Source organism: Pseudodesulfovibrio sp. S3 (assembly GCF_004025585.1).
Lineage (GTDB): Bacteria > Desulfobacterota > Desulfovibrionia > Desulfovibrionales > Desulfovibrionaceae > Pseudodesulfovibrio.
The window spans coordinates 30201-54530 of sequence record NZ_QTZO01000009.1 but is presented as its reverse complement, the minus strand read 5'-3'; the positions used below and the strand labels follow the sequence as shown (position 1 = coordinate 54530).

The 24330-nt window shown below is 54.8% G+C and carries 23 protein-coding genes; 8 read left to right on the top strand and 15 right to left on the bottom strand.

The annotated features are described in order from the left end of the window. Positions 1-36: 36 nt before the first annotated feature. Positions 37-204, top strand: a complete 168-nt coding sequence (locus DWB63_RS17320; RefSeq protein WP_164879858.1) for a hypothetical protein — start codon at positions 37-39, stop codon at positions 202-204. 182 nt (positions 205-386) lie between these two features. Beyond that, a complete protein-coding gene (locus DWB63_RS17315; RefSeq protein WP_164879857.1) occupies positions 387-566 on the top strand; it encodes a hypothetical protein in 180 nt (59 codons plus the stop codon). Here the strand turns inward: DWB63_RS17315 and DWB63_RS11235 are convergent. From DWB63_RS11235 to DWB63_RS11190, 10 genes are all read right to left on the bottom strand, one after another. After that, positions 563-1828 (bottom strand): diguanylate cyclase, encoded by a 1266-nt coding sequence (locus tag DWB63_RS11235; RefSeq protein WP_128328936.1) that lies wholly within the window; start codon positions 1826-1828, stop codon positions 563-565. The two genes, DWB63_RS17315 and DWB63_RS11235, sit on opposite strands and share 4 nt — an antisense overlap. Before the next feature lie 10 nt (positions 1829-1838). Then, positions 1839-2603 (bottom strand): enoyl-ACP reductase, encoded by a 765-nt coding sequence (locus tag DWB63_RS11230; RefSeq protein ID WP_128328935.1) that lies wholly within the window; start codon positions 2601-2603, stop codon positions 1839-1841. Positions 2604-2660: 57 nt separating this feature from the next. Continuing rightward, positions 2661-3821: a glycosyltransferase gene (locus DWB63_RS11225; RefSeq protein ID WP_128328934.1), complete on the bottom strand. Its 1161-nt coding sequence runs from the start codon at positions 3819-3821 to the stop codon at positions 2661-2663. Next, positions 3821-4414: a histidine phosphatase family protein gene (locus DWB63_RS11220; RefSeq protein WP_128328933.1), complete on the bottom strand. Its 594-nt coding sequence runs from the start codon at positions 4412-4414 to the stop codon at positions 3821-3823. The genes DWB63_RS11225 and DWB63_RS11220 overlap by 1 nt, the downstream gene beginning before the upstream one ends. Beyond that, a complete protein-coding gene (locus tag DWB63_RS11215) occupies positions 4411-5526 on the bottom strand; it encodes a glycosyltransferase family 4 protein (RefSeq protein WP_128328932.1) in 1116 nt (371 codons plus the stop codon). The genes DWB63_RS11220 and DWB63_RS11215 overlap by 4 nt, the downstream gene beginning before the upstream one ends. A 75-nt stretch (positions 5527-5601) precedes the next feature. Continuing rightward, positions 5602-6426, bottom strand: a complete 825-nt coding sequence (locus DWB63_RS11210) for a tetratricopeptide repeat protein (RefSeq protein ID WP_128328931.1) — start codon at positions 6424-6426, stop codon at positions 5602-5604. A gap of 12 nt (positions 6427-6438) precedes the next feature. Next, positions 6439-8880 (bottom strand): DNA gyrase subunit A, encoded by a 2442-nt coding sequence (gene gyrA, locus DWB63_RS11205; protein ID WP_128328930.1) that lies wholly within the window; start codon positions 8878-8880, stop codon positions 6439-6441. A 15-nt stretch (positions 8881-8895) separates the two neighbouring features. Beyond that, positions 8896-11295, bottom strand: a complete 2400-nt coding sequence (gene gyrB, locus DWB63_RS11200) for a DNA topoisomerase (ATP-hydrolyzing) subunit B (protein WP_128328929.1) — start codon at positions 11293-11295, stop codon at positions 8896-8898. Beyond that, positions 11296-12465 (bottom strand): DNA polymerase III subunit beta, encoded by a 1170-nt coding sequence (gene dnaN / locus DWB63_RS11195; RefSeq protein WP_128328928.1) that lies wholly within the window; start codon positions 12463-12465, stop codon positions 11296-11298. Between the two features lie 147 nt (positions 12466-12612). After that, positions 12613-13911: a DnaA/Hda family protein gene (locus DWB63_RS11190; RefSeq protein WP_128328927.1), complete on the bottom strand. Its 1299-nt coding sequence runs from the start codon at positions 13909-13911 to the stop codon at positions 12613-12615. A 366-nt stretch (positions 13912-14277) separates the two neighbouring features. Between DWB63_RS11190 and DWB63_RS11185 the strand changes: the two genes are divergently transcribed. Further along, the gene (locus DWB63_RS11185) at positions 14278-15447 is read left to right on the top strand and encodes a homocysteine biosynthesis protein (protein WP_128328926.1); all 1170 of its coding nucleotides are present in this window, start codon (positions 14278-14280) and stop codon (positions 15445-15447) included. A 387-nt stretch (positions 15448-15834) separates the two neighbouring features. On the opposite strand, the gene DWB63_RS11180 is transcribed toward DWB63_RS11185, so the two are convergent. From DWB63_RS11180 to queA, 5 genes are read right to left on the bottom strand one after another with little or no spacing between them, the layout of a single operon-like run. Continuing rightward, the gene (locus DWB63_RS11180) at positions 15835-16377 is read right to left on the bottom strand and encodes a 2-oxoacid:acceptor oxidoreductase family protein (protein WP_128328925.1); all 543 of its coding nucleotides are present in this window, start codon (positions 16375-16377) and stop codon (positions 15835-15837) included. Then, the gene (locus tag DWB63_RS11175) at positions 16377-17147 is read right to left on the bottom strand and encodes a thiamine pyrophosphate-dependent enzyme (RefSeq protein WP_128328924.1); all 771 of its coding nucleotides are present in this window, start codon (positions 17145-17147) and stop codon (positions 16377-16379) included. The genes DWB63_RS11180 and DWB63_RS11175 overlap by 1 nt, the downstream gene beginning before the upstream one ends. Then, the gene (locus DWB63_RS11170; protein WP_128328923.1) at positions 17148-18218 is read right to left on the bottom strand and encodes a 3-methyl-2-oxobutanoate dehydrogenase subunit VorB; all 1071 of its coding nucleotides are present in this window, start codon (positions 18216-18218) and stop codon (positions 17148-17150) included. It abuts the gene before it with no gap. 1 nt (position 18219) lies between these two features. After that, the gene (locus DWB63_RS11165) at positions 18220-18453 is read right to left on the bottom strand and encodes a 4Fe-4S binding protein (RefSeq protein ID WP_128328922.1); all 234 of its coding nucleotides are present in this window, start codon (positions 18451-18453) and stop codon (positions 18220-18222) included. 43 nt (positions 18454-18496) lie between these two features. Continuing rightward, positions 18497-19579, bottom strand: coding sequence for a tRNA preQ1(34) S-adenosylmethionine ribosyltransferase-isomerase QueA (gene queA / locus DWB63_RS11160; RefSeq protein WP_128328921.1), 1083 nt, complete (start codon positions 19577-19579; stop codon positions 18497-18499). A 157-nt stretch (positions 19580-19736) separates the two neighbouring features. Between queA and DWB63_RS11155 the strand changes: the two genes are divergently transcribed. The 5 genes from DWB63_RS11155 (at position 19737) to DWB63_RS11135 (ending at position 24234) form a co-directional block, all read left to right on the top strand. Further along, a complete protein-coding gene (locus DWB63_RS11155) occupies positions 19737-20414 on the top strand; it encodes a hypothetical protein (RefSeq protein ID WP_128328920.1) in 678 nt (225 codons plus the stop codon). A 43-nt stretch (positions 20415-20457) separates the two neighbouring features. Further along, positions 20458-20922 carry a hypothetical protein gene (locus tag DWB63_RS11150; RefSeq protein WP_128328919.1) on the top strand — a complete coding sequence of 155 codons (465 nt, stop codon included), beginning with the start codon at positions 20458-20460 and terminating at the stop codon, positions 20920-20922. Further along, a complete protein-coding gene (coaBC, locus tag DWB63_RS11145) occupies positions 20923-22149 on the top strand; it encodes a bifunctional phosphopantothenoylcysteine decarboxylase/phosphopantothenate--cysteine ligase CoaBC (RefSeq protein WP_128328918.1) in 1227 nt (408 codons plus the stop codon). 278 nt (positions 22150-22427) lie between these two features. Next, positions 22428-22811, top strand: coding sequence for a hypothetical protein (locus tag DWB63_RS11140; RefSeq protein ID WP_128328917.1), 384 nt, complete (start codon positions 22428-22430; stop codon positions 22809-22811). Positions 22812-23226: 415 nt separating this feature from the next. Further along, complete coding sequence (locus DWB63_RS11135; protein WP_128328916.1) at positions 23227-24234, top strand: NAD-dependent epimerase; 1008 nt, start codon at positions 23227-23229, stop codon at positions 24232-24234. Positions 24235-24330 lie beyond the last annotated feature (96 nt).

The window sequence follows — 24330 nt, the reverse complement described above, 5'->3', positions numbered from 1 at the left end:
GGTACTTTTAGCGGAATTAACCGGAGGGGCGGCCAGATGAAATGGCAATGCAGTTGGATTTATCTTTTCCATGTTGAGGATTCCAGCACAGAAGCGCGGGATTGTCCGGAGCTGGACGTATCGAGGCTGCTACGGACAGGCAAGGCCGTCCTTTGGGTCGGCATATCCGTCCTGATGGGAATGGGCGTGAGCCAGCTCGGCTAGTCCGACAGGACACACTCACCCTCAGCCCATAGACTTCCACGCCCCCTCCCGATACAGCCCCGAGAGGTATCAGAATTTCTTATGGCTGGCGTCACGCATTGTTATTGGACCACCGCGCTCCCTTTTGCCTAGGAGGAGAAAATTTTTTCTTCCTATTCAACAGGGTTAGCAAAGAGGTCGTGATGAGAAATTTGATGAATTGCAACGGCTGGATGTATCTGTTTTACCCCGAGGACTCGACCGGAGCTCCTCAAAGCAACACGCTGATCAAGAACGCAAACGGTCCGCTCGGCGTGATCAAGGTCGCCCTCTGGACAGGCGTTTCCTTCCTCATTTCCATGGGCATCAGCCAGCTCACCTAGTCTGAAAGGACCACCTTGTTCCGACCGGTTTCCTTGGCCTTGTATAGGGCCTGATCTACCTGCCTGATCAGCTCTTCCCTGTCGGTCCCTGAGGCATGAACCACGCCGAAACTGGCCGTCACAGGCCGTGAAAGCCCGCTGAAAGAGAACCCGGCCACGCCTTGCCGCAGCCGCTCGGCCATCCGCCTCACCCGGCCTGAGTCCTGCCCCGGCGACAGGACCATGAATTCCTCCCCGCCCCATCGGGCCAGGGTGTCCTTGCCCCGGATGTTTTCTCCAACCAACTGCGTCATTTCACACAACACGGTGTCACCCGCGTCGTGACCAAAGGTGTCGTTGATGACCTTGAAATGGTCGATGTCGAACATGATCAGTCCGAAGGATTCTTCAGAGGCAACCAAGGTGTCGAGCAGACGCAGAAAACTGCGCCGGTTCAAGGCTCCGGTCAAAGGATCGGTGGCGGCCTCGTCCTCGAGAACAGCCTTTTCATCCTCCAGGGCGCTCACATCCTGGAATGAGAAGAGCCGCAGGTTTGATCCGGGAAACTGGTTGAAGGTCACGCCGAAGACATGGGCCCTGGACTTGGGATGCCGGGGATTTTCGATATGCAGCACATGGTCGCGGTCCAAAGGATCGTTGACCATGGAGTCGATCCACTCGTTGGGATGGCCGTTGTAGGGCTCGTCGTTGAGCTTGACGATGTAATCCTCCAGACCCACATCCCGTTCTGTCATCTTTGCAAAACTCTCGAATCCGAGGAACGCGGCCAGGGGCCGGTTCATGTAATTCACTTCCATGTCATCCACCAGCACGGCCGGACCAGGAAAGAAGTCGAGGAGTTGTTGCAGGGAGTAGTCCATCTGGGCCATGCGCCGGGTCGTGACGATCTTCCGGGCACAGCGCATGACCGCATCCCGGAGCTTGATACCGTCCGCCGGCAACCGTACAAAGGCGTCAACGCCCAGCTCGACCGCCCGAACCAGATCCTTGGGGGCATAGGTATCGAAGGCCACCACCACCCGAGCCTGCTCCGAAGCGTCATGGGCCGCTTCAATAAGCCTGATCCCGTCCACCTGACTGGTCGAAAGATCGGTGACCAGGATTTCAGGCTTGAAGTCATCAATTATCTTGATGGCCTCATGGGTACTCGCTGCTGCCCGGACATGCACATTCCCCTCGTCCAAGAGTTTGACCACGAGCTCACGCTCCTGGTCCTTCTGCTGAACCACCAGAATGGTCATTCGCTTGCGGAGTTTCGACACGGTAGCGACCTTACACGCCCATGATGTTGTAGCCGGAATCCACAAACACGATATCCCCGGTGGTGCCGGAGGAAAGGTCCGAAGCCAGGTACAGGGCGCTTTTGCCCACGTCGTCGATGGTGATGTTCCTGTGCAGGGGGGCCTTTTCCTCGATGCGGCCGAGGATGGACTTGAACCCGGAGATGCCCGAAGCGGCCATGGTCTTGACCGGTCCGGCCGAAATGGCATTGATGCGCACCCCGGCCTCGCCCAGATCAACGGACAGGTAACGCACGCAGGCTTCCAGGGCGGCCTTGGCAACACCCATGGCGTTGTAGTTGGCCACCACCTTACCTGCGCCGTAGTAGCTCAAGGTCAGGACCGAACTGCCGGGCTTGAACAGCTTCTCAAAGGCCCGGCACAGGGCCACCAGGGAAAATGAGGACACGTCCAGGGCCACCTTGTACCCCTCGCGGCTGGTGTCGATGAACCGCCCCTTGAGGTCCTCACGGTTGGCGTAGGCTATGGAGTGGACCAACACGTCCACGTCGCCCCACTTGTCCTTGACCAACTGTGCCCCTGCCTCGATCTCGTCGTCAGAGGTGACGTCGCATTTGAACATGAATTCGCCGCCCAGCTCTTCACAGATGGGGGCAAGCCTGTGCTCGATGGGATCGGCTGCATAGCTGAAGGCCAGCCGAGCGCCATGCTCCCTGAATTGTTTGGCAATGCCATAGGCGATGGAGCGGTCGTTGACCACACCGAAGATGAGAGCCTTCTTGTCTTTCAAAAGCATGGATATCTCCTCTGATTGGCCGAGGTACCCCGGCCGTGACACTGCGGCGATGATAACCTACATGGCCGCGTATATCGCTTCCAGAATACGTGCGGAGTTCGGGCCGCCGTCCAGGTCCAGACCAAGGGAAGCGGCTTTGCGGTCAAGCCCCTCGGCCATGAGCGGCGTCAGCCGATCCGGTCCCAAATCGTCTTCGGTGATGACCTTGAGACCGCCTTTTTCCTCGATGCGTCGGGCGCGCATGTTCTGCTCCCGATTCTGCAGGAAGGGGTACATCAGACCGAAGGTGTTGGTGGCCAGCAGGTTCATGGTCGTATTGTAGCCGCCGAGGGACACGGACAACCGGGCCAGTTCGAGATAGGCCAGGAAACGTTTGCTAAACCGCTTCACCGTTATGTGTTCGTAGGCTTCGGCCTGCCCTTGCAAGGACTCCAACTCCGCTTCCTCCACGTAGGGACCGGTGAACATCACCAGCCGATGCGGATGGGATTCGAACAGCCTGGGCGAGGCAGCCATGACCCCGCGCAACAGATCGCGCCCGATGTGACCGCCCCCCACCGAAGCGACCACCAGGGGGATTTCGCCCAAAGCCAGTTCATCGGCCAGGATAGCGGTCTCAAGGGGGTCCGGCTTGCGCGCCACATAGCCGGTGTAATGCACCTCGGGCACGATGCCGTCCACACCGGGAAAGGTCTCGTCCAGCCGGACCAGGTTGGGGTCCGAATGGACCAGCACATGATCGAAATTTGGATTCAGATAGCCGTGTACCCGCTCCACCTGACGCTTCATGTCGTCCTTTTCCACCAGGATGTCACGAACCGAGCTTACGGATCGGCATTTGCCGTACTCGCCAATGCGCACATTCTTCAGGATGGGCAACAGCTCGAAACGGAATTTCTTGCGCCCAAAGGGAAAGAGTTCGACCATGAATATGTCGGGCTGCTGTTCGGCCATGATCTGCTTGAACAGTTTGAGGCGGCGCACCAGCACCTCGTCCACGTCCGCACCTTCCTCAAGGGGGATGAAACGGGTGAACTTGGAATCCATCATCAGGCCGGGCAACTGGATCTGGGTCATGTTGGCGGGTGGATCAAAATCCACTTCGGCCCCGCCCGTGACCAGTATCACTTCGTGGTTTTCAAGCCCCTTGACGATCTCCAGGGAACGAAACATGTGCCCCACGCCCAGCACGTGCTGACAATAGAAAACAATACGCATTACAGCTCCATATTCAGTTCGCCCAGGGCGAGTTCATTGTCCAGACAATCAATACGATGCAATCGGTAGGGAAGGAAAGGCACCGGGTCGCCCGGTTGAAAATCCAGGCCGCTCAAGGCGTATGTCAAACACTTGAGCACCCCGTTGTGGGTGACCACCAGCACTGACGATTCCGGGTGCTCCAGGGAAAATTCAATAAGCGCATCACACGTACGCATAAGCACCTCGTTTCGGCTCTCCCCGCCCTTGGGCTGAAAGTCGAAACCCCTGAATTCCTGCCGGCGCACCTGCTTGCGTATCTCTTTCAACTCCGCCTTGGTCAACCCGGCCCATTCGCCCCAGTCCTGCTCTCCCAGGCGGGGGTCTTCAAACACGGGCAGCCCCAGCCGCTCGTTGATGATGGACGCGGTTTCCCTGGCCCTGCCAAGGGAGCTTGTAAGGATGCATTCCAGCCCTCCCTGGTCCAGAGTCTCGGCCCATTTGCGGGCCATGTCACGCCCTTCGTTGCACAGGGGGATGTCTAGCGCGCCCTGAATCCGGGATTCACGGTTCCAGTCTGTCAGTCCGTGGCGCATGCAATAATACGTGGTCATTGTGAGGCTCGCTTGTTGGACAGTTTTTGCATGACGTCAACCACCAGACCGTAGTTGCGCCGTGCACTGTGATATTCCGCTACATAGGCAGGAGCCTGATTACCCAGGGACGTGCACAGGGCCAGGTCACGCACGAGAGTGTCCATGCCCTTTGTAAACGCCTGGTGCGTGGTTTCGGTGATAATCCCGGTGTGGTCGTGTGCCACCACCTGGGGCGCGCCCTCGTCGTCCGTGGCCACCACAGGCAGCCCGCATTGCTGGGCCTCCAGGTAGACCATGCCCACACTCTCCTTCAGTCCGGGAAAGGCAAACAGATCCGCTGCACTGAATACGGAAGCCAATTCCGCGCGCTCGACCAGTCCCAGAAAGCGCACCCGCCTGCCGAGCAGGGAGCGGGCTTTCGCTTCCAGCTCTCTTTTGCGCGGACCGTCTCCGGCCACCACCAGATAAATATCACGGCGACGCTCTATGAGCTCCGCGCAGGACCGGAACACCCATTCCAGCCCCTTTGCCTTGACCCCGTCACGCATCATGGCAGCGGTCACGATAACGCGAGCAGAACCGGTTTCCCATGCCTGACGCAACCTGGCGCCTTCTGCTTCGTTGCGCCCAAGCAACCCCTCCGGCAGACCGGGCCGAATATGAGAATACCGGTCTGCGGGCAGCAGTTTGGCGCATCCGGCCAAGTCGTTGGTCCGATTGCAAAAGACATGATCGGCCCGGAGCATGGCCCGCCTGTTCAGAAGATATCCCGGCAAGGTGGCCAACTTCTTCCGCCGGTTTTCCGCATAGCTCGCCTGGAAGATGCAGTACGGCACCCCCAGCCGACGGGCGCCCGAAGGCCCGAAAACATCCGGAACCTTATAGTAGGAGCCGAAGGTAAGCCATGCGTCCACGCCCTGCGCCTCCTCCACCATGGAGTTGAGAGCCCTTGCAGCCCCCGTCCACCTGGTGGGTTTGAAATATATTTCCTTGGCCGGAAAAAACGGCAAAGTGACCATTTCAACCCCCAACTCAACCAGCGTTTGCCGGAGATCGCGCGCAATGGTCACGTCACCAGAAACGGACGGATGCTCAAGGGGCTTGAAGGGCGTGCACAAGGCGATCTTCATCGGTTTCTCCCTAGTTGCGGATGGGACTTCATCACCTCTGTACACCATAATCGTCGGCGGGTGAAACAGCGGAAATCACTCGGAAGGCGGTACCAGCGGCAGAGGCGGGACCGGAACCTCGGGCAGGTTTGCCAGTCGGGTTTCCACCACTTTGGGGTTGGGATAGGTGGTCAGAATGGATTCCAACAGGGAGCGGGTCTTGGCGTAGTCGCGTTCGTTTTCGTAGATGTCCGCCAACAAAAACACTGCCAAGGCCCTGGTTTCATCTGAAATCTCTTTTATGCTCAGAAGCTGTTCCAAGGCCTTGACCGCCTGGGTCCAGCTGGAGATGAAGGTGTAGCTCTGGGCCAATTCGTACAGGCACCGGGCCTTGGACTCGGAATCCTGAGCGGAGTCGGCGCAGTTTTCCAGGGTCGCGGCCACAAGATCGTAACTGCCCATGTTCCTGTACAATCGAGCCATGCGCAGTTGTGTACGGTAGGTGTGTTCCGGTGAATTCGCACCATGGATAAGGCATTTTTCAAAGGCCTCGATGGCCTTGGGGATGTTATCGAGTTCAGAATAGACCTCGCCCAACTGGAACATGATATTCCAGGCAATCTCGGTATCCTGCCCCAATTCGAGATACATGGCTTCAAGCAGGACCACGGCCCGGTCGTAATCGCCCTTGATGGACACGGCTATTTCGGCGAGCCTGTCCCAGGCTTCCTTGCGAAACTCGCCTTGAGGTTCCACCTGGAGATAGCGCTCGTAATCCTTTTCCGCTTCCAGGTAAAATCCCTTGGAATAGGATTCGCGCGCCCTCTGAATGTCTTCCATGCCGGGAGACAATTCGGACGAGCAGGCCGCGACGATACCCATCGTCGCGGCCAGCAGTAACAACAGCAGTAAACGTTTCATTGGACCCTTGGACTAGATGTCCTTGAGTTCTTCGTCATCGTCCATGACGAGATCGAACCCGACGACCTTGTTGTCGTTGTCCATCCGCACCAGGCGCACACCCTGAGTGGCACGGCCCCTGGTCTGACTGACCTCGGACACGGACATGCGGATGACCTTGTTCTGGGAGGTCAACAGGATGACGTCATCCAGTTCGTTGACCATGCGGGCACTAATGACTTTGCCGGTCTTGTTGGTCAGTCGCATGTTCAGGATACCCTTGCCGCCGCGCGTCTGCACCCGGTACTGGTCGATGGTGGTGCGCTTGCCGAAGCCGCCTTCACTGACGGTCAGCAGCTGATCGCGTTCGCTGTCGCCGGTGACCACACAGGCCACGACCTCGTCATTCTGGCGCAGGGCCATGCCCTTGACGCCTGCGGTGACACGACCCATGGGACGGGCGTCGTTGATATTGAACCGGATGGCCGAACCTTCGCGGCTGACCAGGATGCAGTCCACATTCGGATCGATCTCGCGCACGGTCATGAGTTCATCATTGTCGCGCAGGTTCACGGCCCGGATACCGGTGGTCCGGCAGTTGCCGTACAATCCGATGGAAGAACGCTTGATCATGCCGCGCTTTGTCACGAACAGGAAGAAACGGTCGTCGTCGAATTCGCGCAGGGACAGGCAGGTGGTGATCTGCTCATCCTTGTCCAGGGGCAGCAGGTTGTTGACATGCCCGCCCTTGGCGTAGCGGCTACCCTCCGGCACCTGATGGACCTTGATCTTGAACATCTTGCCAAAGTTGGTGAAGAGCACCAGATGCTGATGGTTGGTGGTCAGCATGAAGGTGTGGATGAAGTCTCCGTCACCGGTCTGCACGCCTGCAATGCCCTTTCCGCCGCGACGTTGCGCCGTGTAGTTGGACAGCGGGGTGCGTTTGATATAGCCGCGCTGGCTGAGGGTGATGACCGTTTCCTCGTCGGGAATGAGGTCTTCGATGTCGATGGAATCCAGATCCGCCATGAGCAGTTCGGACTTGCGCGGAGTCGAGTAATTCTCCTTGATCTCCCTGAGTTCTTCTCGAATAACCCCCTTGAGGACCTCTTCGTTGCTCAGGATGGATTTGTAGTATTCGATCTTCTTCATCAGCTCGGCCAGCTCTTCCAGGAGCTTGTCGTGCTCCAACCCGGTGAGCTTCTGCAAACGCATTTCGAGAATGGCCTTGGCCTGGATCTCGGAAAGCTCGAAGCGGGACATCAGGGAATCGCGGGCCTCTTCCGTATTCTTGGACGCACGAATGAGCTTGACCACTTCGTCGATGTTGTCCAAAGCAATGCGCAAACCTTCCAAAATGTGGACGCGCTTTTCGCACTTGTCGAGATCGAACTTGGTACGACGGGTGATAACCTCCCGGCGATGCTCCAGGAAATAGCTCAACACCTGTTTCAGGTTCAGCAGCATGGGCCGCTTTCCGACCACGGCCATCATGTTGATGCCGAAGCTCGTTTCCAGAGGGGTGAACTTGTACAGGGAGTTGATGATGATGTCGGCAATGGCTCCGCGCTTGAGTTCAAGCACGATGCGGATGCCGGTGCGGTCGGACTCGTCACGCAGGTCGGAAATGCCTTCGATGCGCTTTTCATGAACCAGGGCGGCAATTTTTTCGACTAGGGTGGACTTGTTGAGCGCATAGGGGATTTCCCTGATGACGATGCACTCTTTTCGGCCCTTGGTGGCCTCTTCGACCTCTACCACACCGCGGATCTTGATGGAGCCGCGACCCGTGGTGTAGGCGTCGATAAGCCCCTGGCCGCCGAACACCGTGCCGCCGGTCGGGAAATCCGGTCCCTTGACGCACGTCATCAGCGATTCGATGGAGCATTGAGAATCTTCCAGCAGCAGAACACAACCGTCAATCAACTCGGACAGGTTGTGGGGCGGAATATTCGTGGCCATGCCGACCGCAATACCCGTGGTGCCGTTCAAGAGCAGGTTCGGCACCTTGGTGGGCAGTACTGCCGGTTCCTGCATGGTGTTGTCGTAGTTGGGCCTGAAGTCGACCGTCTGCTTTTCGATGTCCCCAAGGAACTCGGAACAGAGGCGGGCCATGCGGACTTCGGTGTACCTCATGGCTGCCGCGGAATCGCCGTCAATGGAACCGAAGTTACCCTGACCGTCCACGAGCGGATCGCGCATGGAGAATTCCTGGGCCATGCGGACCAGGGCATCGTATACCGCCGAATCACCGTGCGGGTGATATTTACCGATGACGTCACCGACCACGCGGGCGGACTTCTTGTAGGCGCGGTTGTGATAGTTCCCGAGGTCGTGCATGGCGTAAAGAATACGCCGATGGACGGGCTTCAGCCCGTCCCGCACATCCGGGATGGCGCGCCCGATAATGACGGAGAGGGAATACTCAAGATAACTTTTCTTGAGTTCGCTTTCGATAGTGATCGTATTGCTCATGTAATTGCCTCGAACTTAAATATCCAGTTCCTGCACAGCCAGTGCATTTTTCTCGATGAACAGCCGGCGGGGTTCCACGTTGTCGCCCATGAGGTCCATGAAGATGTCATTGGCCGCGGCCGCATCCTCAATATTCACCTGGAGCATGGTCCGCTTGTCCGGACGCATGGTGGTTTCCCACAACTGATCCGGGTTCATTTCACCCAGACCCTTGTAGCGCTGGATCTGCCAGCCGCGCTGCGCTTCTTCCATGACCCCGTCATAGAGCGCGAAAAGACCGGAAACGGGCTTCTCCATCTCTTTGAGCTGCAGGGTGAAGTCGAACCCGCCGCAGGCTTCCTTGATCTCGCCGTAGGTCGTGTAGCCCTTCTTGTAGAGCTTTGAATAAAAGAACTCCATGGCCAGGCGCATGCGATGGCCGTTGCCGTTCTCGAAGATCACATAGGTGCGGTCTTTGTCCAACTCATAGTCATGTTCGCTTTCGATAATGACCTTGAAACCTTGTTCACCGAAGGATTTCTTGAATTCCTCGGGATCATGGTCTTCAAAATGGGTGAAGGAAATCCGTTCGGGATAATCCATGAGCGCCTGATACAAAGCACACTCGATGCCCACTGTTTCCGCCTCATTGAACCGGGTGCGCATGAAGCGGATACGGTCCATGAGATCAATGAGTTTCTTTTCGATGAACAGTTCACCGGATTGCGCCTTGATGGCCACGTCGGTGCCGACCTTTTCCATGAGGAAATTATCCAGCTCCACGTCATCCTTGATGAACTGCTCGAATTTACCCTTGTGGGCGCGGTAGAGCGGAGGCTGGGCGATATACAGGTTGCCGCGGTTGATCAGCTCCTCGTACTGCCTGAAGAAGAACGTCAGGAGCAGGGTACGGATATGGGAACCGTCAACGTCGGCATCGGTCATGATAACGACCTTGTGATAGCGCAGCTTGTCGAAATCCTTTTCGCCCTCTTCCATGCCGATACCGATGCCCAGTGCAGTGATCATTGCACGGATTTCCTTGTTGCCGAGCATCTTGTGCATGCGGGTCTTCTCGACATTGAGGATTTTGCCCCGCAACGGGAGAATGGCCTGCGTTTTCGGATCCCGGCCCTGTTTGGCCGAGCCTCCTGCGGAATCACCCTCAACAATGAATATTTCGGAATCCTCCGGATTCTTGGACTGACAATCGGCCAGCTTGCCTGGCAAGGAGTTGTCCGACAGAGCGCCCTTGCGCCGGACCAGATCACGCGCCTTGCGGGCCGCTTCTCTGGCAACGGATGCATCCACGACTTTCTCGATAATGAACCGCGCTTCCTTGGGATTCTCTTCAAAAAAGGTGTTCAGCTTTTCGTAGATGACACCAGCCACCAGACCGGCGGCTTCCGAGTTTCCGAGCTTGGTCTTGGTCTGGCCTTCGAACTGCGGATCAGGCAGCTTGACCGAAATGACCGAGGTCAGCCCTTCACGGACATCGTCTCCGGTCAACTTCTTGATCAGCTTTTTCGGCAGATCGCCGTTCTGAACATAGTTGTTGATGGCACGGGTGAGCGCAGTCTTGTAGCCTGCCAGGTGCGTTCCGCCCTCGATGGTGCGGATATTGTTGGCGAACGTGAAGGTGTTTTCCTTGTACGCCGAGGTGTATTGCAAGGCGAACTCGACGATCATGTTTTCGGATTCACCTTCGCCATACACGATCTCACCGATGGTGCTCTGGCCGGAATTGAGATCCTTCACATACTGAACAATACCGCCTTCAAACTTGAATTTTTCGCTTTCCTGTTCTCCGGAACGCTCGTCCTTGAACTCGATTTCAAGGCCGGAATTGAGATAGGCCAATTCCCTGAAACGCTTTCTGAGCGTATCGTAATCGAATTGATTGACCTCGAATATTTCTTCATCAGGCCTGAAACGCTGGGTGGTACCAGTTTGCGTTGCCGGTCCGATTTCTTCCAATTCCACCACGACGTTGCCGCGTTCGAATTTCATGCGGTGCGTCTTTCCGTCACGCTTGACCGTGGTCTCCATGAACTCGGACAGGGCGTTGACGCAGGATACACCCACGCCATGCAGACCGCCGGATACCTTGTAAGAGTCATTATCGAACTTACCACCCGCGTGCAGGGTGGTCATGGCTAACTGGACGGCAGGCACACCTTCTTTTTGGTGGATTTCCACCGGAATGCCTCGGCCGTTGTCCGTGACCGTGCAGGAGTTGTCCATGTGCAGGGTGACCTTGATCTTGTCACAATACCCGGCCATGGCCTCGTCAATGGAGTTGTCTATGACTTCGTAAACCAGATGATGCAGGCCGCGAATATCCGTGGACCCGATGTACATGGCCGGACGTTTCCGAACAGCCTCGAGCCCCTCAAGTACGGTTATTGATTCGGCATTGTAAGTTTTTTCGCTCATTTATGCGTTTTCCTCGGTATAGTAAGTCTCTTCCTGGATCATCATGGGCATGACGATCACCTGATAATCCTTGTCGTCCGCGCCGGTCAGGCCGCAGGGAGCCTCGGTGCCGGTAAGCGTGAACTTCACGGTGTCGGAATTGAAATGGTTGAGTATCTCGATCAGGTTTCTTGTAGGAAAGGCAATGCGGCTCATGTCGCCATTGAAGGTAGCGTCAATGGACTCCCGTGCCGTACCGGTTTCCTGACCTTGAGCCGATACCGTCACCTCGTTCCCGGCAAAGGAAAAATAGGCGCAACGGTTGGAATCCGTGTTGAACAGGGCCACACGGGACAGGGCGTCCACCAGATCCAACCGGCTCACTTCCAGAGTGGAAGTGTCATCGTCACCTAATTTTGCAAGGAAATTATGATAATTGGGGTATTGATAATAGGACAATGGCAGCGTGAAGGTCTCGCGCTTGTCTCCGGTGCGGAAAAAGAGTCGCTTGTCCGAAATGGCCAGTTCGATTTCATCAGCGGTGAGCCATTTCTTAAGCTCGATCAAATACTTCTTCTGAATGAGCACCCCCTCTTCCGGGAGCATGGCAAAAATATCGTCGTTGATGAAATTGAACATGGAGAACTGATGGCCATTGAGACCGCAGACTTCCACCGTGTTGACACCCAATTTCTGACGCGGCACCAAATATATGCAGGCAATCGCCTCCATGGAATCTTCGTCTGAAATGCAGAAGGCGATCTTGTCGATGATTTCATGCAGGAAATCCCCGGACCAGAACACGGTTCCATTTTCAGGGAAGGTGGAGAACTTCTGGAACCACTCGGGATCATTGACCGGGAATTTGTATTTCCTGGCCTTTTGTTCCACCAGGACATTCTGATTGGCCTCATCGGTCCTGATGGTCAGTTCTCCCTGGCCGGAACGCAACTGTTTCACCAAATCATAAAATGCACGGCCTTGAACGCCGGCAAGGCCTTCGCCTTCCAGCGTGGCCGGATAGGAACCCATGAACTCCAGGTTGGAATCAGTGCTCATGATATTGAGGCATCCGTTCTCGCACTGCAACCAGATGGTTCTCAGAAATGCGGCACCAGTTTTGGCCGGGATGATGTTCGCCGACTTCTGGAGCCCTTCAATGATTTCATCTCTGTTCACTTTCAGAAACATAAAAAATATCTCCTTGATTGAGATTTATTACCTCGGTTCCTTTGTTCCTTTTCGATGTAAGGCCATGGAATCGATTACTATTTTGTGCACATGAATTGTCATGAGTTTGGAACCAAATCTGCGTAAAACAACCCTTTCTTCCAAACATCAAGATATGCGACATTTATTCTTCAACGTTTTCAACAGTTGTTTCAATTCAAAGTCATCTTCCTGTAATTGATCGATTTTTTTAACTGAGTACAAGACCGTGGAGTGATCCTTGCCACCAAAGGCCCGACCCAGGGCCGGATAGGAGGTGTTCAACATCTGACGACACAGGTACATGGCCACCTGTCTGGCCTGGGCAATGTGCTGGTGCCGCTTGGTGCCGGTCAAATCCTTTACGTGGATGTTGAAATGCTCGGACACCACGCTGAGAATTTTTTTTGGTGTCAGATCGTCCGTGGTCTTTTCCTCGGTGTTGGCCAGAATATGTTCGAAGTCCTTTTGGGACAGATCCTGCTTGACCAGCTCCTTGAAGGCGAACAACTTGAGCAGGATACCCTGGAGATAGCGGAAATCCTTGAACCGCTGAGCCAAGGTCAGAATCTGTTCCTTGCCCAGCGAGAGGCGTTTGGCCCGTGCTTGGCGCTGGATATAGCCCACCCGGATTTCCAGATCAGGCTCCTTGAGAGTGACGATCAAGCCCCAACCCAAACGTGATTGGAGATTGTCGTCCAGAAAATCATAACTGGTCACTTTTTCGCGACAGGCCAGAACCATCTGTTTCTTGTTGTCGTAGAAGTGATTGAATATATTCACCAGTTCCTGTTGGAAATGCGGGTGTTCCTTGATCTTGTGGAAATCGTCGATAAACAGGAAATCATATTCGAACAGATAGTTGCGCGCTTTGAAAGGGTCGCCTTTGAACCGGATGGAATAGATGGAATTCAACTCGTCCATGGAGCCCATGAACACAGTGGAATAGTCATGTTTCTTGCTGATCTCGTTGCCCACGGATTTGAGCAGATGTGTCTTGCCCGAGCCGCCAGGGCCGCAGATGATGAACGGGTTGAACAGAGAACCGGTCTGTTTGGCCACTTCCTTGGCTGAGGCGATGGGAAAGTAATTTTTTTTGTTGATCAAAAAAGTGTCAAAGGTGAATTCCTGACCAAAGGGAAAGTCGATGCGTTTGACAACGTCCGACACCTGGACACCTTTTGCCCGCTCCTTGTTTTCGTCATTCTTGTAGCTTACCAGATAGCCGTTACCCAGGAACATATTCAACTGGGCCTCGAATTTATCCTGAATGTCAGACTCGAACCACTTGGCAAAAAACGTATGGGGAAAACCCACGGTCAGACGCTTGTTTTCCTCAGAGTAATCGAACTGCAAAGGATCGAACCAGCGCTTGAGTTCCTCATCCGAACTGGTCTGAAGGAGATGTTTGCGAAGGGATTCTTTCACGGTGTGGCTTTGTTGTTTATAATTGTTCGGATTTATTGGAGATAAAAAACCAAAAACCAAGTCTAAATAATCTCCCTAAATACATTTGATTTTATACCTTATTATGGCCATAAAGCCAAGCATTTCCGAGAAATTAAATAGCTGAGCACCCTGTTTCAAGCCGGCTGAAAAACCCTTTTTCAATACCTGTTGAAAACAAGTGAAGGAAAGGCATTTTTTCCTGGTGAGTGAGTCATAAGCAGAGGATCAAAATTACGTTCAACAACTTGGTTTTCCTCTGCGCGAAATTGGATTACAAGAATTGTAATTCAAGAACAAAAAATTCCACCCCTTGGCTTTGGCTGATGGGTTCGGAGGCGGATACACATGGCAGAATTCAAAGTGAACAAGACGGTCAAGGAGATCAACGAACGCATCCGCAAAGGCAAGGCCGTGGTGGTCAACGCCGAGGAAATGATCGCCATCGTCAGGAAAGAGGGCAAGGTCAAAGCGGCTCAGGAGGTGGACGTCGTCACCACGGGAACGTTTTCGCCCATGTGCTCCTCGGGCCTGCTTTTCAATATAGGGCAGCAGCCTCCGGTGATGAAGGTTTCCAAGCTGTGGCTGAACAACGTCCCCTGCTACTCCGGCATTGCCGCTGTAGACGCGTATTTGGGGTGCACAGAACCTTCCGAGGACGATCCCCTCAACAAGGTGCACCCGGGCCGTTTTGCGTATGGCGGAGGGCACGTCATGGAGGATCTGCTCCGGGGCAAGGCCGTGCACCTGCGGGCCGAGGCTTACGGAACCGATTGCTATCCTCGTCGTACTCTGGACAAGGACGTCACCCTGGCCGACCTGCCCAATGCGATCATGCTCAACCCGCGTAACTGCTATCAGAATTACAATGCGGCCGTGAACCTGACCAGCCGCACCATCTATACCTACATGGGACCGCTCAAGGCCAACTGTTCCAACGTGAACTACGCCACGGCCGGGCACCTCTCCCCTGCGTTCAATGACCCGTACTACAAGACCATCGGGATGGGCACGCGCATCTTCCTTGGGGGCGGTATCGGTTATGTCATCGGTGAAGGCACTCAGCACGTGCAAAAACCCAAGCGCAATGATCGCGGCATCCCGGAGAACGGTTCCGGCACCCTGATGCTCAAGGGCGATTTCAAGAAGATGGACGCCCGGTATGTGCGTGGTCAATCCCTTGTGGGCTACGGCGTGTCCCTGGCCGTGGGTGTGGGCATCCCCATTCCCATGCTCAACGAGGAAATGGCCTGGTTCACCGGGGTTTCAGATGCCGACATCACCATGCCGGTCAAGGATTACGGCTACGACTACCCCAACGGCATATCGCGTGAACTGGCCCGGGTGACCTTTGAGGAACTGCGCAGCGGCGAGATCACGGTCAACGGCAAAAAGACCGAAACGGTCCCGGTGACCAGTTATTCCATGTCCCTCGAAGTGGCCGACAAACTCAAGGATTGGATTGAAAAGGGCGAATTCCTGCTGACCGAGAAACAGGACGACATCCCGAGTTTTTAAGATTTGCCTCCGGCGGCCAGAGGGGGAAACTTTTGAAAAAGTTTCCCCCTCTGGACTCCCCCTTCCAAACTTTTCATGTGCCTTCGGCAAGGGATACGATTTTGGTTGAGTAGCCCTGGTCAGGGCTTTTTTTGGTTTGTATGGATGTAATGGTAGATTTGTACGGTTTTATTATTGTTGTTACCCAAGCAGTAAATTCAAACGAAAAGTTATCATGTTACCATGTCAATTGGCGATAACAAGTTTTGGAAAAAGAGGGCTGGGGGGAAGGGAGAGAAGACCTTTTGAAAAAGGTTTTCTCTCCCTTCCCCCCAGCCGCCGGAGGCACTAAAAAAAATGGTCCCTGTCATAAACTGACAGGGACCATTTTCATTTATTGTACTCAATCTAGCCGACGTGTTTCGCGCCTGCCTGGATGGCCTTGGTGTTGGCCGGGATGAGCTTGTGGTAGCGCGCGGAGATGACGTTCTCCAGGGAGCCGATGACAGCGTCAAGCGGGACGATGCCGGAGGCCTGTACGAACGCGCCGATGGCGACCATGTTGGCCATGCGGGTGTTGCCCAACTCGTCGGCGATGTCGTTGCAGGGCACGCCGTAGCACTTCAGGCGGTCGGTATCGGCCAACTCCATGTCGATGAGCGAGGAGTTGATGATATGGATGCCGCCGTCTTCAACGCGTTCCTGGAATTTGTCGACGGACGGGCGGTTCATGGCGATCAGGGATTTGGGCCTGTGGATGATCGGGGACCCGATGTCTTCTTCGGACAGGACCACGGTGCAGTTGGCGGTACCGCCGCGCATCTCCGGGCCGTAGACCGGGATATAGGTGACGTTCAGGCCGTCCTTCATGCCTGCGTAGGCCAGGAGGTTGCCTATGAGCATGACGCCCTGGCCGCCGAAGCCCGCGATGATGGAATCGATGTAGCGCATTAGCAGATACCTCCTTCTTCCGACACATCCTTGAAGATGCCGAGCGGGAAGTAGGGGATCATTTCCTTCTGGATGCGCTCATTGGCCTGGAGCGGGGTCATCTTCCAGTTGGTCGGGCAGCCCGAGAGCAGCTCGACGAACCCGAATCCGGTGCCGTTGACCTGGAACTCGAAGGCTTTCTTCAGGTATTTTTTGGCCTTGCGGATGTTGGCGACACTGTCTAGTGAGCCGCGTGCGGCAAAGGCCACGCCACCCAGGGAGGCGATGATTTCGGTCATGCGGATGGGCGAACCTTCATGGGTCTGACAGCGTCCGCCGGGTGTGGTGGTGGTCATCTGGCCGATGAGGGTGGTCGGGGCCATCTGGCCGCCGGTCATGCCGTACACCGTGTTGTTGATGAAGACCACGCTGATTTTTTCACCCCGGTTGGCGGCGTGCATGATCTCGGCCATGCCGATGGAGGCAAGATCGCCGTCGCCCTGGTAGGTGAAGACAAAGTTATCGGGCCGGGAGCGTTTGACACCGGTGGCCACGGCAGGCGCGCGGCCATGCGGTGCCTCCACAGCGTCCACGTTGAGATAGTTGTAGATGAAGACCGAACAGCCGATGGAGGCGGTCATGAGGGTCTTTTCCGCCAGATTCATTTCATCGATCAGTTCGCCGACGAGCCGGTGCGCGATGCCGTGGTGGCAGCCTGGGCAATAGTGCGTAGGTCTGTCAATGATGCTTTCCGGTCTGTCGAATACGAGTTTTTCATTCATGTCGGACATTTATTTACCCTCCAGGCATTTGAGGATCGGTTCCTCGAGTTCGTCCGGGGTGGGCAGGTTGCCGGGATAGATGGGATAGAAGTCCGAGTCGGCTATGGTGCGGATGGCGAGACGGACGTCGTCGAGCATCTGGCCCAGGTTGTGTTCGATGGTCAGGAACCGCTTGCCCTGTTCGGCCAGGGCCTTGAGTTCGGCAGAAGGATAGGGATAGAGGGTGATGGGCCGGAACAGGCCGACCTTCTTGCCTTGCTTGCGGAATTTGCGCACCGCGGATTTGGCGATACGGCCAATGGAACCGTAGGCGCAGATAACAAGCTCCGCGTCCTCGGTCTCGAACTGTTCGGCTTCGGCCAGATCAATCCAACTGTCGTATTTTGCCTGGAGATGCTTGTTTTGCTCAGCCAACTCGCCTTCCTGGAGGAAGAGCGATTTGACGAGGCGCTTTTCGCGGTCTGCGGTCTTGCCGGTGATGGCCCAGTCGCGGCCAGCCTCTTCGTCCACGTCTTCCGGTTCCCATGGGGTGATGGGTTCTTTCATCTGGCCAAGAATGGCGTCGCCCAGGATGAGGACCGGGGTGCGGTGCTCAAAGGCGATGTCAAAGGCACGGATGGTCAGGTCGTAGGCTTCCTGGACCGTACCCGGACCGAAGGTGAAATGCCGGTAATCGCCGTGGCCGCCGCCTCTGGTGGACTGGTAGTAGTCACCCTGGGCCGGGCCGATGTCGCCAAGACCCGGTCCGCCGCGGTTCATGTTCACGATGACCGCCGGAATTTCGGACCCGGCCATGTAGGAGATGGCTTCCTGTTTCAGGGACATGCCGGGCGAGGATGAAGATGTCATGGCACGGACACCGGAAGCTCCGGCGCCGAGCAGCATGTTGGCAGCGGCCACTTCGGATTCGGCCTGCACGAAATCTCCACCTGCCTTGATCATCTCCGAGGACATGAATTCCGGGATATCGTTTTGGGGTGTGATCGGGTAGCCGAAGAAACACTTGCACTTGGCGGCCAATGCGCCTCGGGCGATGGCTTCGTTGCCTTTGACGAAAATACGTTCTGCTTTCTTGGTCATGCTATTTATCCCCCTTCTTTTTGGGGGTCCTGTACACAGTGATCGCCACATCCGGGCATATCTGGGCGCAGGATGCGCAGCCGGTACATTTGTCCGCGTCGGCCTCGGGTACCTCGGCGACCTTGTAGCCGCTGACGTTAAACCGGTCAGACTGGACGATGATGTCAACGGGACAGACGGTGGTACAGAGCAGGCACCCTTTGCACCGATCTTCCCGGACCTCGATTCGAGACATGTATTACTCCAGTTCTGTTAGTAATAGTAAAAGGTTACCGCGTTTAAACAATGAGCATCGCATCACCATAGGAGAAAAAACGAAAACTGTTGTTCAGAGCGTATGCATACGCGTTCAGAATGGTTTTTCTTCCAGCAAGAGCCGAGATCATAATGATCAGCGACGATTCTGGCAAATGGAAGTTTGTCAAAATTCCGTCAATGACCTTGAATTCATAGCCAGGAGAGATGAATATATTCGTTTCTCCCTGGAATTTAGAGATTTCTTCTGATTCCTTGAACATGCCTTCCAGGGTACGGGCACTGGTGGTGCCCACTGCAATGACCGGCCTGCCCTCGGATTTTGCCCTGCGGACCGCTGAAGCTGTTTCTTCAGGCACTTCGATATACTCGGCATGCATCCTGTGTTCCCGGATATCCGCGCAGCGCACCGGGCTGAAGGTGCCGTAGCCCACGTACAGGGTCACCTCGGCCCACTCGATACCCCTGTCCGCAAGACGTTGGCGCAGTTCGGGCGTGAAATGCAGCCCGGCGGTGGGTGCAGCCACGGAGCCGGTCTTGGATGCATCCGAGTAGGTTGTCTGATACCGTTCCCGGTCGGCATCATTGTCTGGACGTTTGATATAGGGTGGTAGCGGCAGGTGTCCCAACCTGTCGAAAATCGACTTGAGATCACCCTGCCACTGAAGCTGAACCTGCCACCGGCCGAATTCACCGGCTGCCTCTGCGGTCAAACGGAAATCTTCGCCAAAGGAGACCGTTGCGCCCGGCTTGGGGCCCTTGGATGCGCGGAGCAACCCTTCCGCCCGGGCATGGTTCCATTCTCCCTTTTTCTCCGCGTTTATCAACGGCAACGGGGTGAGCAGCAGGAATTCCACCTGTCCGCCCGTGGCCTTGGCGCCGAAGATGCGGGCGGGAATGACTCGGGAATTGTTGGCAACGAGCAAGGCGTTGTCCGGCAGAAAGTCGAGCAAGTCGGTGAATGCCGCTTCGGTCAGATTTCCATCATCACGACCAAGCACAAGGAGTTTTGATCCGTCCCGACGGTCTGCGGGCTGTTGGGCAATTCTGTCTTCAGGCAATTCGAAATTGTAATTCGAAAGGAGGTAATCTTGAGGTATTTCCATTAATATATATCCGATTGTTTAGGCAGGTTAGGTTGTACAACACCAGCAATTTCAACGGAATCATTTTCTTATTTAATAAAATCAGCTAGATATGAGGTTTCTCGTTCAATTTCAGCTAGGGGCTTGATATTGGCCGTATTCGTGGTATTTCATATACATGAATTGGCTTTCCGTGGCTGAGATAGCCAAACTCACTCGTATTCCCGCACCGACCGCGCGTCGGTATGCTGCCCTGTTCAAGGATTTTCTCGGGGGCCGCAAAATGGGACGCGTCACCAAATATCCCGATGATTCCCTGGTGGTCTTCGAGCGGATTTCCCGTTTGTATGGTGAGGGTTTGGTGACCAGTGAAATCGATGAAAGATTACACAGTGAATTCTCCCGAACCATAGAGATCGACCACAGGTCAAACACCCCTGCCCCTCAAACCGAGGGATATGCTGAGCTTGCATCCACATTCAATGATGTCCTTGCACGGGTGACAGCCTGCATGGAAGTGATGTCCAACCAAAAGAACATCATTGATAATCAGCAGGAAGACATTCGAAAGTTGAAAACGGCCTTTGTGCTTCTTGCGAGAAGTCAGAAGAGGATGAAACAACTCCCGGATTTGTCCCTGGCACTGCCGGATGACTTTCTCATGCAGACCAAGGCTCTTGAGGAAAAAGATGCCGAGATCGAGGAAATGGCCCTCAAGCTCACTTTTGACACTTCGGACATCAAGGCGAAGCTTCAGATTCTCGAAAGCGAACTTGTCAGGCTGCGCAAGGACAGACGTGATATGGAGAAATATCTCCAGGAAAAAATCGACCGACTCAAGGTGTCGGCTGAGTAAACAGCACCGTATTTATTGCATACGATAGACTTTGGAGGAAACCATGCGGTTTTTCACTCAATGCATTTTTGCGCTGATTCTTGTAGGCATGTTGGCGGCCTGCACCACCACCAGAACCGGTTCTTCCCAAAATAATACGGGCCAGTCTCCCGAGGCTCAATATCAGGAACCGGATTACTATCTGGATTTCGACGATATCATGATTCCCAAGGAAATCGATTATGTGAATGACGGTTCCTACAAACTGGATAACGCCAAGTTTCGTGCTTCCATAATGAAGTTCAAGGGCCGTGTCGAAATCCTGGAATTGGTCCAGTATTTCATCAACAACATGACCAAGGACAACTGGACCCTGATTTCCAGCAACAAGGCCAGTTCCATTCACATTATGAATTTCGAGAAATTCAATAAGAGTTGCGTGATTCAGATCGATGACGCTTTCGCCTCTGCCACCACGACGATATTCGCCGTTGAGGTAAAGGATGCCAGCGGAGTCAAGAGCAAGTAAATGCAACCTCACTATGCCTTTGCCGGGTTTATGGGCAAGCGCGTCCACCTGGGCGTTTCCGGGTCCATTGCCGCATACAAGGCACTTGATCTCATGCGTGCGTTACAGGAGGCTGACTGCATAGTGTCGACCACTTTGACAGAGTCTTGCACCCGTTTCATACAGCCGCTTTCTTTTGAGGCATTGGGCGCCGCTCCCGTCTATACGGACATGTTCGCAGATACGCCCGGAGCAGACACTGCATTCGGCCACCTCGAACCCGGTCAGGCCGCAGACGTCATGCTCATAGCGCCTGCCTCGGCCAGCACCATGGCCAGGCTCGCATTCGGCATGGCGGACGATATGCTCTCCTGCCAGGCCCTGGCCTTTCCCGGCCCCAAGCTGGTGGCCCCGGCCATGAATCCGCGCATGTGGAATGCACCCGCCACCCAGCGGAATTGGGCCCTTCTCGACGAGCTCGGGTATATCCGCATAGCCCCGGATTCCGGTGCCGTTGCCTGTGGCGATACCGGTACAGGCCGCCTGGCACCCATGGAAGAAATCCTCACGGCCACACTCAAGGCAATATCCCCGCAGGATCTCGCCGGCAGAAACGTTCTCGTGACCCTGGGGCCGACTCGAGAGCCTTGGGATGCAGTCCGGTTCTGGTCCAATCCGTCCAGCGGCACCATGGGAGCGTGCATGGCCATGGCCGCATATTTGCGCGGAGCAAACGTTACCGTGGTGGCAGGACCTACCGCCCTGACTTTTCCTTCGGCCATATCGGTTGTCTCGGTCCAGACCGCCCGCCAGATGTTCGAGGCCTGCGCAGAACTCTGGCCCGGCATGGACATGGGTTGTCTTACAGCGGCGGTTGCCGACTACCGGCCGGTTCCGTTCGGCAATGCCAAATTCAAGAAAACCACTTCAGCCGGTGCCGGTATTACGGTTGAGTTCGAAACCAATCAGGATATCCTGAAGCACCTGGGATCGCTTAAGACCGATAGCCAAAAGCTGATCGGGTTTGCCGCTGAGACCGAAAATCTTCGTGACGAAGCTTTGAGAAAGCTTGAGAGCAAGAATCTAGATCTGATTGCGGCCAATGACATATCCAAGCCAGGAAGCGGGTTCGGCGTACCCACTAATCAGATGTTCGTTCTGGATAAGCAGGGACGAAAAGAAGTATGGCCGCAATTGCCCAAAACCGAAGTTGCGTGGAGATTATGGGATCACCTTCTGCTCGACTGAAAGTATGCGAGAGCCTGAGGCCCTGGCTTGAGTCCGGGCTGCAGTTCGTCTACAGGCCCGGCGGGTTGGCTGTTGAGGAGCATCCTTCCTCTCTTGCTTCCCACACAAGTCAGAACCAGGGTCAGGCCGCTCCTCAGCCGCCTGCTACCGGAGTTGAACAACGGCAGCCACTGAGACCTCCGCAATCGCAATCCGCCCCGCCTTCCTCTCCGCCTGTTCAGGATTTCCCACAACCCTGGGCTTCCTTTCTCAGGTTCACAAAACCAGAACCTAAAGTCGTGTGGACCTACATGGAGCTGGGACTCGATCTGGGTGGACAATCCGATCCAAGGCGGAGCTCTGTTCTCAAGAATCTTCAAGCTCATCTCAAATGGCCTGCCGGGACCATCAACTTCTGGCCCGTGGCGGCTTTGGCTGGCGGAAGCCTTCAACCCGACACCCAGATGTTTTGGCGTGGGTGGGAGTTGTGGCGCACTCCCCGCATCGTATGTTTCGGTGACGAGGCCGTGAAGGTGATTTTGCCAGATGCAGACATCCGGCTTGAAACGTACCTGCTTGAACACGTCATTGTACACAAGCTACCGCCGCTGACCCGGCTCATGACCCTTTTGCCGCATGAACAGCAGATGTCCGTGGATTCGATAGCCAACATAAGGTTTTGAAGCAGCCCCAAAAAGCCCTGAATCCCGAATTTGGCTCATATTTTCAATCTAACGCCAAAACCCTGTTTCACCGAAGTAGACATCCCTTTTTGTCAAAAAAACAGGGACGAGCCAAATATGGGAACGACCTCGGAAAACCGTTGGGAAACAACAGTTTTATCACGAGATGCAATGATTTTTTGGAGGCTTTATGGGTTTCTGCCAGTCTGTGTTAGTCAAGATCACCAGTCAACATGGATATGACATTTGTCTGTGTCAGAAATAGAGCATTGCAAACTTGCCCTCGTGGCATGGTCTAGAGTATGTGCTTTGTGCATCACTAATTCAACACATGATTCCTAGAGACGAGTACGCCCGGACAAGGGTGGCTCCAAACGCAGTCTTGGCGCGAGGCCGAGCCCGAGGATACTATAATATGAAAGTACTTGTTACCGGCGCAGCCGGGTTTATTGGTTTCAATCTCTCTAAGCGTCTCATTGATGAAGGGGTTGAAGTTGTCGGCCTGGACAATCTCAACGACTATTATGACGTGAACTTGAAAAAAGCGCGCCTCAAGATTCTGGAGGAAAGCCCCGTATTCAAGCATGTGAACATCAGTCTTCAGGATGATCAGCCCATGAGCGATCTTTTTGCTCAGGAAAAGTTCACCCATGTCGTCAACTTGGCTGCTCAGGCTGGAGTTCGTTATTCCATTGAGAACCCCAAGTCTTACATTGATTCCAATGTCGTTGGGTTTTTGAATATTTTGGAAGGATGCCGGCACAACAAGGTGGAGCATCTGGTCTATGCGTCAAGCAGTTCCGTCTATGGCATGAACACCAATATGCCGCTCAACCCCCATGAAGGGGTTGATCATCCCATGAGCTTGTACGCCGCCACCAAAAAGGCCAACGAGATGATGGCGCATTCCTATTCAAACCTCTACGACCTACCCACCACGGGGTTGAGGTTCTTCACCGTGTACGGTCCCTGGGGCCGTCCGGACATGGCCCTGTTCCTTTTCACCAAGAACATCTTGGAAGAGAAGCCCATCGATGTCTTTAATTACGGCAAAATGCGTCGCGACTTTACCTATATCGATGATATCGTGGAAGGCGTTGTCCGCGTCCTGAGAAACACGGCAACCCCCAACGAGCAATGGGATGGGAACAACCCCGACCCCTGCACGAGCTCGGTCCCCTACCGCGTGTACAACATCGGCAACAACTCCGTTGTTGAGCTGTCCAGGTACATTGAGGTAATTGAAGAGGTGGTCGGCAAAAAAGCGATATACAACTATATGCCTATGCAGGACGGCGATGTCCCTGCGACCGAAGCCGATGTTTCGGATCTGGTCAGAGACGTTGGATTCAAGCCGAATACGACCATCGAGGTAGGCATACGCAAGTTTGTTGAATGGTATCGTGAGTACTACAGCAAGTAGAGCAATGAGCACTCAAAGAACTCAGGGGCGGCTTTGGCCGCCCCTTTTTTTTGTGATTTTACGCTTTTTAAGCGAACACTGCTTGCCTTTGTTTTT

Bases quoted from the DNA above. Each gene is read 5' to 3' on its own strand.
- DWB63_RS17320 (WP_164879858.1), top strand. From the start codon at position 37: ATGAAATGGCAATGCAGTTGGATTTATCTTTTCCATGTTGAGGATTCC.
- DWB63_RS17315 (WP_164879857.1), top strand. From the start codon at position 387: ATGAGAAATTTGATGAATTGCAACGGCTGGATGTATCTGTTTTACCCC.
- DWB63_RS11230 (WP_128328935.1), bottom strand. From the start codon at position 2,603: ATGCTTTTGAAAGACAAGAAGGCTCTCATCTTCGGTGTGGTCAACGAC.
- DWB63_RS11225 (WP_128328934.1), bottom strand. From the start codon at position 3,821: ATGCGTATTGTTTTCTATTGTCAGCACGTGCTGGGCGTGGGGCACATG.
- DWB63_RS11220 (WP_128328933.1), bottom strand. From the start codon at position 4,414: ATGACCACGTATTATTGCATGCGCCACGGACTGACAGACTGGAACCGT.
- DWB63_RS11215 (WP_128328932.1), bottom strand. From the start codon at position 5,526: ATGAAGATCGCCTTGTGCACGCCCTTCAAGCCCCTTGAGCATCCGTCC.
- DWB63_RS11210 (WP_128328931.1), bottom strand. From the start codon at position 6,426: ATGAAACGTTTACTGCTGTTGTTACTGCTGGCCGCGACGATGGGTATC.
- gyrA (WP_128328930.1), bottom strand. From the start codon at position 8,880: ATGAGCAATACGATCACTATCGAAAGCGAACTCAAGAAAAGTTATCTT.
- gyrB (WP_128328929.1), bottom strand. From the start codon at position 11,295: ATGAGCGAAAAAACTTACAATGCCGAATCAATAACCGTACTTGAGGGG.
- dnaN (WP_128328928.1), bottom strand. From the start codon at position 12,465: ATGTTTCTGAAAGTGAACAGAGATGAAATCATTGAAGGGCTCCAGAAG.
- DWB63_RS11185 (WP_128328926.1), top strand. From the start codon at position 14,278: ATGGCAGAATTCAAAGTGAACAAGACGGTCAAGGAGATCAACGAACGC.
- DWB63_RS11180 (WP_128328925.1), bottom strand. From the start codon at position 16,377: ATGCGCTACATCGATTCCATCATCGCGGGCTTCGGCGGCCAGGGCGTC.
- DWB63_RS11175 (WP_128328924.1), bottom strand. From the start codon at position 17,147: ATGTCCGACATGAATGAAAAACTCGTATTCGACAGACCGGAAAGCATC.
- DWB63_RS11170 (WP_128328923.1), bottom strand. From the start codon at position 18,218: ATGACCAAGAAAGCAGAACGTATTTTCGTCAAAGGCAACGAAGCCATC.
- DWB63_RS11165 (WP_128328922.1), bottom strand. From the start codon at position 18,453: ATGTCTCGAATCGAGGTCCGGGAAGATCGGTGCAAAGGGTGCCTGCTC.
- queA (WP_128328921.1), bottom strand. From the start codon at position 19,579: ATGGAAATACCTCAAGATTACCTCCTTTCGAATTACAATTTCGAATTG.
- DWB63_RS11155 (WP_128328920.1), top strand. From the start codon at position 19,737: ATGAATTGGCTTTCCGTGGCTGAGATAGCCAAACTCACTCGTATTCCC.
- DWB63_RS11150 (WP_128328919.1), top strand. From the start codon at position 20,458: ATGCGGTTTTTCACTCAATGCATTTTTGCGCTGATTCTTGTAGGCATG.
- coaBC (WP_128328918.1), top strand. From the start codon at position 20,923: ATGCAACCTCACTATGCCTTTGCCGGGTTTATGGGCAAGCGCGTCCAC.
- DWB63_RS11135 (WP_128328916.1), top strand. From the start codon at position 23,227: ATGAAAGTACTTGTTACCGGCGCAGCCGGGTTTATTGGTTTCAATCTC.